The following is an 8,786-nucleotide window of genomic DNA, read 5'->3' on the forward strand; positions in this document are numbered from 1 at the left end:
CGGGGTCTCCTGACCCGGCACCTCGCCCGCCGAACCCGCCGAACCCGCCGCCCCAGCCGCCCCGCGCGGGCCCCCGTCCCGGCCACCCGCGTCCCGGCGACCCGCGCCCCGCCCCGGCAGGGGCCCCCGCAGCGCCGCCAGCAGCGCGTAGTTCTCCGCGAGGAACAGCCGCCCCGGCCCGCCCACCGGCTCCGGGACCCGCTGCCCCGTCAGGTCCAGGTACAGCGCCCGTACGACGTCCAGCCCGCCCTCGTCCGTGAACAGCCGGAACTGCGCCCCCGGCCGCGGGTTGAAGTCCACCAGCCGGAAGCAGCCCCGCTCGTCCCGCCGGAAGTCCAGGTCCAGGATCCCCTGGTAGCCCAGCCGTTCCGCGAGCCGCAGCCCCGCCTCCTCCACCGCCGGGTCGGGCAGCCAACGCCCCATCGCCGTCAGCCCCGTACGCACCGGCCACGACAGCTCCTTGCGCCCGGAGCCGGCGAGCAGCGGGTGCCCGCCCCGGGTGAAGCAGCCGTGGAAGAACCAGTCCGTGTCGGGCCCCGCGGGCAGGAAGCGCTGGAGCAGCAGCGGACTCCCGGCCTCCGCGGAGCGCTCGTACAGCCGCCGCGCCTCGGCCGCGGTGTGCACGAGCGTGGTGCTGCGCAGCCCGCCGCCCGCGGGCAGCAGCCAGGGCCGGCTCCACTTGGCCACCACCGGCAGCCCGAGCCGCCAGGCGGCCTCGGCCGCCTCGGACGCGCTCGCCGGGATCACCGTCTCCGGGTGCGGTACGTCCCAGCGCGCGCAGAGTCGCGACAGCTCGGCCTTGTCGGCCACCCGGGCGGGCAGGCCGTCGGGCTGATGGGGGATCCGGTACCGGTCCTGGAGCATCGGCGCGATCCGCGACACCGCGATCGCGCTCAGGTCGTCCATGGGGACGAGCACCGCGGGGCGGCCGATCCGCTCCGCGACACCGGTCAGGCACTCGAGCAACGCCTCGGGGCGCTCGGGGTCGACCCCGCCGGAGGGGCCGGGGTGCACCGCGCGCAGATAGCGCGACCGTCTCATGGGACCTCCCCCTGTCTCGACGACGGCATGGACCTCCACGCCCCCCCGCCCAAGGGATCTGACGGCGCCGAGGGTTCCGTGGTGGAACGGATTCCGGTCGAGTCTGAGCAGAACAGCGGGCACATGGTTGGCGAACGCGTGCATGGAAGCGGTGTCTTTCACCTAGTCGGACCAAGCGGAGAGAGTGCGCAGCTGCGAATGGCCTACGCCGCGGCCACCGGACAGGCCATTCGTCAGATGTGATGCCTAACGTCTTTGGTAAGCACACCGATTCGGGCAAGCTCGGGAGACGCCATGTCCAGACCACACCGCAGATTGGTGAGCACCTGCGTCGGTACGGTCACGGCCGGACTGCTCGCCACCGGCGCCGCGCTCGCGGCACCCGAGGACGACAGGACGTCCGGCTCGGACATCGCGATGGGCGCCTATCTCGACTACGGCCCGTCGGGCGTGGCGCGGATCCCCCGCCTGTCGCGCTGGCTGGGCGGCAAGGAGATCCGGGTCGGGCACACCTACCTGCCCGGCGACCGGTGGTCGAACATCGAGGGCACCGACTTCCTGTCGGCCTGGGCCACCTGGCGCCGGGCGGCCAAGGACCGGATGTTCGTCCTCAACGTGCCCATGCAGGAGCGCAACGAGGGCCGGATCCCCGACTACCGGGTGGCCCAGCTGATCCGCGCGGGCGCGGACGGCGAGCACGACGAGCACTTCCGGAAGCTCGCCGAGCGGCTGGTGTCCCTCGGCGTGCCGGACACGGTCGTCGTGCTCGGCTGGGAGATGAACGGCACCACCTACACCCACCGCTGCGGGCCCGACCCGGAGCGCTGGAAGGTCTACTGGAAGCGCGTCGTGACGGCGATGCGGTCGGTGCCCGGCCAGGAGTTCAAGTTCGACTTCGCGCCGAACCGCGGTACGGACGCGATCGGCTGGACCAAGTGCTACCCCGGTGACGACGTCGTCGACATCATCGGGATGGACTCGTACGACCAGGGTCCGGGCCGCACCTTCGACGACCAGGTGAGCCAGCCGTACGGGCTCCAGCAGCACGTCGACTTCGCGAAAGCACACGGCAAGGAGATCTCGTACCCGGAGTGGGGGCTGTTCCGGCACGGGGACAATCCCGAGTACGTGCGGCGCATGCTGAAGTGGATCGAGCAGCACCGGCCGATCTACCACACCATCACGGACTACTGCCCGCACGGCGTGTGGCAGTGCAAGCAGAACCCGCGCTCCTCCAGGGTGTTCCGCGACGCGCTGGCCGCCAAGCCGGACCCGCTGCCGACGCCCGTCGTCCCGACCCCGGTGATCCCGACGCCGGTGGTCCCCACGCCGGTCGTCCCGACCCCGGTGGTTCCGACCCCGGTGGTTCCGACCCCGGTCGTCCCGACCCCGGTCGTCCCGACGCCCGAGATCCCCACGCCGCAGATCCCCACACCCCAGGTCCCGACGCCCCAGGTCCCGACCCCGCAGGTGCCGACCCCGCAGGTCCCGACTCCTCAGGTCCCGACCCCGCAGGTGCCGACCCCGCAGGTCCCGACTCCTCAGGTCCCGACCCCGGCCGTCCCCTCGCCCGTCGTGCCCTCGCCCGAAGCCCCCAGTCCCTTCCCGGTGCCGTCGCCGCTGGTGCCCAGCCCCGTGGCCCCGAGTCCCGAGGCCCCCAGCCCGGTCGCGCCCAGCCCGGAGGTCCCGGTCGCCCCCAGCCCGGTCGCCCCCAGCCCGGTCGCGCCCAGCCCCGAGGCACCGGTCGTGGTCCCGGTTCCGCAGTCGCCGTCCCCGGCACCCGTGTCGCCGTCCCCGGCGGCCCCGCTCCCCGAGGCGCCGTCGCCCGCTCCCGTCCCCTCGCCCCTGCCCACGCCGGTCAAGCCCCCGGTGGCCCCCAAGCCGCCGGTCCCCGTGAAGGAGTGGTGCGTCCCGCTCAACTTCGGCGAGTGGCTGTCCAAGCTGGTCGGTCAGCAGTCGGTCTGCGTGAAGATCGGCCTGGGCGACGACCACACCTGGTGGCCGTTCTAGCCGCGGCGGCGGCAACGGCGACGGCACGGGCGACGGCGACCGCGTCACCGGACGCGCAGTTCGTTCAGCCGGGCCCGCCAGTCACGGGCGGCCGGCAGGGACTCGCGCAGCGCCCCCACCGCCCGCTCGCGCCCCGAGACCTGCGACTCGTGCAGTCGCAGCAGGGGCGCGAGCGGGGCCGTGGCCAGCAGGAACCGCTGGTTGACCACGACTTCGGGCCGCCAGTGGTTCTTGTACGGTTCGGACCCGCGCAGGAAGCTGACCACCGGCCGGCCCTCCGCGAGCGCCCGGCCCGTCTCGTGGCGCAGCAGCAGGGTCGCCACGTCCACCTTCCGGTCCCGCAGCCCCGGGTCGGCCCCGTACAGGTAGCCCCCGCTCAGCCCGGCCGAGAGCAGCGTGACGTTCGCGGCCACCACCTTCCCGTCCAGCCGGAATTCGGTCAGCCGGCCCTCCCCGCACCGCACCATCCGCCGGGTCGCCCGGGTCAGGTGCTCCGCGAAGCGCGGCTTGAGGTGCTCGGGGGTCACCCCGCGGCCGCGCCACTGCTTCTCGTGCAGCCGCAGCAACGTCCGCACCGCGCGCGGCACTTCCTGTTCGGTGACGTCGCGCTCCTCGATGCCCGCCGCGTCGGTCTTGCGGAGCTTGGCGCGCACCCGCTGGGCCCCCGCCTTCGGCATCCGCTTGACCAGCTCGTCGAAGGGCAGCGTGGGCAGCTCCATACAGGTGGAGTCGGTCAGCCGGGCACGCGCGCCGGGCCACTGCCCGTACAGCCGCTCGGCCGCGGCCCCGGGCCGCACCTCGCGCAGGTCGACCACCGCGCCGCGGGCGGCCCGGTGCAGGCCGCGCGCGAGCGCGGGGACGACCTGGACGGCGTGCTCCGCGTCCACCAGGACGTCGAAGTAGTCGGTGATGCCCCCGCCGAGCGGGACGAGCAGCGGCAGCGGCCGGTGTACGAGCATCAGCGCGGCCGCGCCGACCAGCTCGCCCCCGCGCCGGACCAGGACGACGCGCAGCCGCCCCTCCCGGCCGTAGGACAGCCACCAGGAGTGCAGCCAGGCATGGCTCTGGAACGGGGTGGCGGTGGGGCAGCTGCGCACGAGCCCGTTCCACGGCTCTTCCAGCGCGGCGAACTGCCGGGGGTCGCGGCACAGCGTCACCGACAGGGCCCCGGTGGAGCCCGCGCTCATCGCACCGGCTCCTTCTCCTTCGCGGAGGCCGCGGCGTCGGCGGCCTCGCCCTGGGCGGGCAGCGAGGTCACGTAGCCGGACTCGGTGTGCGCGGCGCCGGTCTGGGCCGCCTCCGCCCCGTCCGTACGGCGCCTGCGGCCGGGCCTGGCCAGCAGCCACAGGCCGCCGATCAGGCCGCCCGCGCACAGGCCGACGGCTCCGCTGAGCGGGGCGGAGGGCGAGGCGGGGTCGCTGGGGGCGACGGCCTGGTTGAACAGCAGCAGCTGCACGCCGGTGTTCTTCGCGGCCTGATTGCTGCTCAGGGACAGCGCGTCGGCGACCGCGTTGGCGATGTCGGCGGCGCCGGTGGCGGACCGAGAGGTGCCGGTGATCGCGATCATCGGGGACTCGGGGGAGGTCTCGGCGCGCACCTGCTTGCGCAGCTGCTCGGCGCCGATGCCGGCCCGGGGCTGGGCGTAGGCGAGGGTGGAGCTGCTGGTGGCGATGCGGGCGTACGCCTGGGCGAAGCCGAGGGCGGTGGCCGGTTCGGTGGTGTCGCCCGGGACGGCGACGACATAGCTGGTGGCGGCGTACTCGGGGGCCTTCAGCACCCCGTACGCCCCGCCCGCGGCCAGGCCCAGCAGGGCGCAGGCGGGCAGCGGCCACCACACGGGCAGCGGCCGCAGCCGCCCCCGCACGCGGTGCCCCCGCCGCCCGCGGGGCGCCGGGTCCTTCTCCGGCGTGCGGTCGGACTTCTTGTGGTCGGGGGTCTCGGCCATGTGCGTGCTCACTTCCTCGTGGAGGGGAGTTCGGTGTCCGGTCCCCGCGGTGTGCGGGGCCGGTGGAACGGTTCAGGCCGTGTCGCCGGCCCGGGCGCGCGTGTCCGTCGCGGCCGCGGGACCGGGCCCGGTGGCCCCTCCCCGAGGCGGCGCGACGGCGCCCGGCGGCGGCTCCGGCGGGGCCTGGGCCGCCGGTACTCCGGGCGCCGCGTCGCTCGGCACGGCCACCGGGCGGGGCTCCGGCCGGCGGGCGGGGGCGAGGGCCTGCGCGTAGACGTGCAGGAGCTGTTCCGCGCTGCGCGCGATGTCGTAGCGGCGGACCACCGGCGGGGGCGGCAGCCGTCGGGCGCCGGCCTCCATGTGGCCGCGCAGGGCCGCGACCAGCTCTTCCTGCCCGGGCCCGATCCGGCGCGCGCCCGGGGCCTGCGTCGCGGGCAGGTCGTCGATCGCCGGGCAGGTGACGTGCAGGACGGGCAGCCCGGCGGCCAGCGCCTCGACCACCGCCAGCCCGAACGCCTCCTCCCGCGACGGCGAGACGAAGACGTCCATGGCGGCGAGCAGCGCCGGGATCCCGGGGGTGCGGCCGTCGGCGCTGTCGCCGAGCGGGTCGCGCTCCCCCAGCAAGTGGATCCGGTGCTGCGCCCCCAGCTCGGCGGCGAGCAGCCGCAGCCGGGGCCGCTCGGGGCCGTCCCCGGCCAGCAGCAGGTGCGCCCCGGGCAGCGCCGCCACCGCGCGCACCAGCGCGTCGAAGCGCTTGCCCGGCACCAGCCGCCCGACCCCGCCGACCACGAAGGCCCGTTCGGGCAGGCCGGTGCGCGCGCGGGTGGCGCGGCGCACCGACTCGTCGAAGCGGAAGCGGACGGCCTCGATCCCGTTCGGTACGACGTGGACGCGGGCCGCGGGCACCCCCCAGCCCTCCAGCCGGGCCGCGACCGTGTCCGACACCGCCACGGTCGCCGCGCCCAGCTTCTCGCTCGCCAGGTACAGCGCCCGTACCCCGCCGGACAGCGGGCGGCCTTCGATCTCCCCTTCGCCGAGGGAGTGTTCGGTGGCCACGGTCGTGCCGACGCCCGCGAGCCGGGCCGCGATGCGCCCGTACACGCAGGCCCGGTAGAGGTGGGTGTGCACCAGGTCGTACTCGCCGCGCCGGATGAACTTCACCAGCCGCGGCAGCGCGCCCAGGTCGCGGTTGCCGCGCATGCCCAGGTTGATCACGCGGACCCCGTCGGCGCGCAGCCCCTCCGCGACCGGCCCGGGGTTGGTCAGGGTCAGGACGTCGCACCGCATCGGCAGGTGCCGCAGCAGCAGCCGCAGCTGCTGTTCGGCCCCGCCGACGCCGAGCCCGGTGATGATGTGGAGCGCCTTGAGGGTCTTCACCCGCGCACCGCCCGACGCAGCCCGGCGACCTGGTGGCGCAGCCGCTTGATCCGCAGCCGGGCCGCGCCGTCGGCCTGGCTGACGTGGGTGCGGGGCAGGGCGTACGGGCCCACGAGCGCCCCGGGGTCGATGGCGCACGCGTAGCGGTACCCGGCTGCGCGGGTCGCCCCGACGACCCGGCGGTCGATGGATCCGTACGGGTAGCAGAACCCCTCGGGCAGGGTCCCGGTCAGCTCCCGCAGGAGTTCGCGGCTGCCGCGCAGCTCCTGCTGGAGGACGTCGTCGGGGACGGCGGTCAGGTGCTGGTGGAGCAGTCCGTGCGAGCCGATCTCCTGGCCCGCCTCGGCCACCGCGCGGATCTCCTCCGCGCTCAGCAGGGGCTTGCGCGGGCCCAGCGGGTCCCAGACGTTGTCCACGCCGAGCCGCCCGGGCAGCACGAACAGGGTCGCGGTGCAGCCGTGCCGCTGGAGCAGCGGCAGGGCGTCGTCAAGGAAGTCGGTGTAGCCGTCGTCGAAGGTCAGGCCGACCAGCCCGGCGGCCCGCCCGGCCGCGCGGGCCCGCAGCAGCTCGCCGACGGAGACGCCGCGCAGGCCGCGCGCGCGCAGCCAGCGCAGCTGGGCCTCCAGGGCGTCGGGGGTGACGGTGATGCCGTAGGGGTCCTCGGCGGGGTCGGTGAACCCGGTCACCGAGTGGTACATGAGGACCCACGGGGAGCCGGACGGGGCCTTGCGGGCGGGGGCCGCCGCGGCGACGGGCGCCGTGTCGGTGTCAGCGGACATGACGGAACCTCTGGGTGATCAGGGCGGGCAGGGCGGTGACTTCGAGCGCCCGTATGGCCATGCCGGAGGCTCCGAACATGGCGGGCACCAGCAGCGCGCCGAGCGCCGCGCTGAGCAGGGGGTCGGGGATCATCGGGCCGGCGATCCAGCCCGTCCCGCAGGCCGCGGCGGCGGCGACGGCGAGCCGGCCGATGCTGGTGGCGACCCGGCGGACCTGGATCGCGACGATCCGCGAGCCGAGGCCCGTGAGCAGCAGGGCCGCGGTGGTGGAGATGCCCGCGGCGTTGGCGGCGGCGATCCCGTAGGTCCCCCACCAGCCGACCGCGAAGGCGCCGGCCACGACGTTGACGAGGAGTCCGGCGCCCATCGCGAGCGCCGGGAACCAGGTGGGCCGGGCGGTCGAGAAGAAGGGCCGGCTCAGCGCCCCGACGAGGCAGTGGCCGAGCAGTCCGATGCCGTAGACCCGCATGACGGAGGCGGTGGCGAGGGTGTCCCGGTGGGTGAAGGCACCGCGTTCGAAGAGGACCTGGATGATCTGGGGCGCGTATCCGATGACGAGCGCGGTGCCCATGAGGACGGCGAGGGAGGCGAGCGCCAGGTCCTGCTCGACGCGGCGGCGGGCCTTCTCGCGTTCGCCGCCCGCCATGGCCTGGGCGACCACCGGGAAGGTGACCGTACAGATCATCAGGGAGAGCACCATCGGCATCTGCGCGACCTTCTGCGCGTAGTTCAGGTGCGAGATCGCGCCGGGCGGCAGGGACGCGGCCAGGAACCGCTCGACCAGGACCTGGGACTGGCGGAAGACCGCGAAGAAGATGACCGGGGCGATCACCCCGAAGGCGATGAGGGTGGGCCGGTCGCGGCCCTGCTGGCGGCGGCTGGCGCCCTTGGCGCGGGGCGGGCCGAAGCCGACGTGGCGCAGGAAGGCGGGCAGCTGGACCAGGACCATGAGCAGCCCGCCGACGGCGACGCCCGCGGCGGCGGCCCGCACGCCCCACACGGCGTGCAGGGCCAGCATGCCGCCGATGATCCCGACGTTGTACGCGACGTAGATCGCGGCCGGGGGCACGAACGAGCGGTGGGCGCGCAGGGCGGCGCTGAAGTAGCCGGCGACGCCGAAGGTGAGCACCGTCAGCGCGGTCAGCCGGGTGCACTGGATGGCGAGTTCCGGATCCGGCAGCCCGGGGGCGAGCACGGCGACGACGAGCGGCGCGGCGACGACGAGTACGGAGGCCACGGCGGCCAGCAGCACGGCGAGCCGCGGCAGCGTCGCCCCGACCAGCAGCCGTACGGGGTCCTGGGCGCGGGCCTGCTTGCGGGTCAGCCCGGCCCGGGCCGCCGCGCGGCGGGCCAGGGCGTGGCTGAAGGCGGGCACCATCAGCAGCGCCATGGCGTCCTCGATCAGCAGCGTCGAGGCCATCTCGGGCACGGTCCAGGCGATCAGGAAGGCGTCGCTGTCGTGCCCGGCGCCGAAGAGGTGCGCGATGGTCTGGTCCCGGAACAGCCCGAAGACGGCTCCGGCGGCGGTGAGTCCGGCGGTGACGGCCGCGGCCTTGGCGAGGAAGCGCCCGAGCGGCGCGGCGGCGCCGGGGTCCCCGTCGTCGGGGCCGCCCGGCCGCACGGCCCGCGCGCCC

Annotated in this window: 7 protein-coding genes; 1 reads left to right on the top strand and 6 read right to left on the bottom strand. The window is 75.4% G+C overall.

The annotated features are described in order from the left end of the window. Positions 1-1,185 (bottom strand): carboxylate--amine ligase (locus ABT084_RS37285; protein ID WP_351054120.1); only part of this gene is annotated, 1,185 nt, incomplete at its 3' end. Between the two features lie 150 nt (positions 1,186-1,335). Here ABT084_RS37285 and ABT084_RS38120 point away from each other — a divergent pair. Further along, positions 1,336-3,051, top strand: coding sequence for a glycoside hydrolase family 26 protein (locus ABT084_RS38120; RefSeq protein ID WP_502969293.1), 1,716 nt, complete (start codon positions 1,336-1,338; stop codon positions 3,049-3,051). Positions 3,052-3,095: 44 nt separating this feature from the next. Here the strand turns inward: ABT084_RS38120 and ABT084_RS37295 are convergent, their stop codons facing one another. The 5 genes from ABT084_RS37295 to murJ form a co-directional block, all read right to left on the bottom strand. Next, positions 3,096-4,238: a GNAT family N-acetyltransferase gene (locus ABT084_RS37295; protein WP_351054121.1), complete on the bottom strand. Its 1,143-nt coding sequence runs from the start codon at positions 4,236-4,238 to the stop codon at positions 3,096-3,098. Further along, positions 4,235-4,996 (bottom strand): YveK family protein, encoded by a 762-nt coding sequence (locus ABT084_RS37300; protein WP_351054122.1) that lies wholly within the window; start codon positions 4,994-4,996, stop codon positions 4,235-4,237. The genes ABT084_RS37295 and ABT084_RS37300 overlap by 4 nt, the downstream gene beginning before the upstream one ends. Before the next feature lie 72 nt (positions 4,997-5,068). Next, a complete protein-coding gene (locus ABT084_RS37305) occupies positions 5,069-6,373 on the bottom strand; it encodes a glycosyltransferase (protein ID WP_351054125.1) in 1,305 nt (434 codons plus the stop codon). Further along, entirely contained in the window at positions 6,370-7,152 is a 783-nt protein-coding gene (locus ABT084_RS37310) for a polysaccharide deacetylase family protein (protein ID WP_351054127.1), read from the bottom strand. Before ABT084_RS37310 ends, ABT084_RS37305 begins: the two co-directional genes overlap by 4 nt. Then, positions 7,142-8,786, bottom strand: a 1,645-nt coding sequence (murJ, locus tag ABT084_RS37315; RefSeq protein WP_502969294.1) for a murein biosynthesis integral membrane protein MurJ, incomplete at its 5' end; no start/stop codon positions are given. The genes murJ and ABT084_RS37310, both read right to left, overlap by 11 nt.

Origin of the sequence: Streptomyces sp. NPDC002138, assembly GCF_040296485.1 — a bacterium.
Lineage (GTDB): Bacteria > Actinomycetota > Actinomycetes > Streptomycetales > Streptomycetaceae > Streptomyces.

Excerpts from the sequence above, each read along its gene's own strand:
- ABT084_RS38120 (WP_502969293.1), top strand. The coding sequence starts at position 1,336 with ATGTCCAGACCACACCGCAGATTGGTGAGCACCTGCGTCGGTACGGTC.
- ABT084_RS37295 (WP_351054121.1), bottom strand. The coding sequence starts at position 4,238 with ATGAGCGCGGGCTCCACCGGGGCCCTGTCGGTGACGCTGTGCCGCGAC.
- ABT084_RS37300 (WP_351054122.1), bottom strand. The coding sequence starts at position 4,996 with ATGGCCGAGACCCCCGACCACAAGAAGTCCGACCGCACGCCGGAGAAG.
- ABT084_RS37310 (WP_351054127.1), bottom strand. The coding sequence starts at position 7,152 with ATGTCCGCTGACACCGACACGGCGCCCGTCGCCGCGGCGGCCCCCGCC.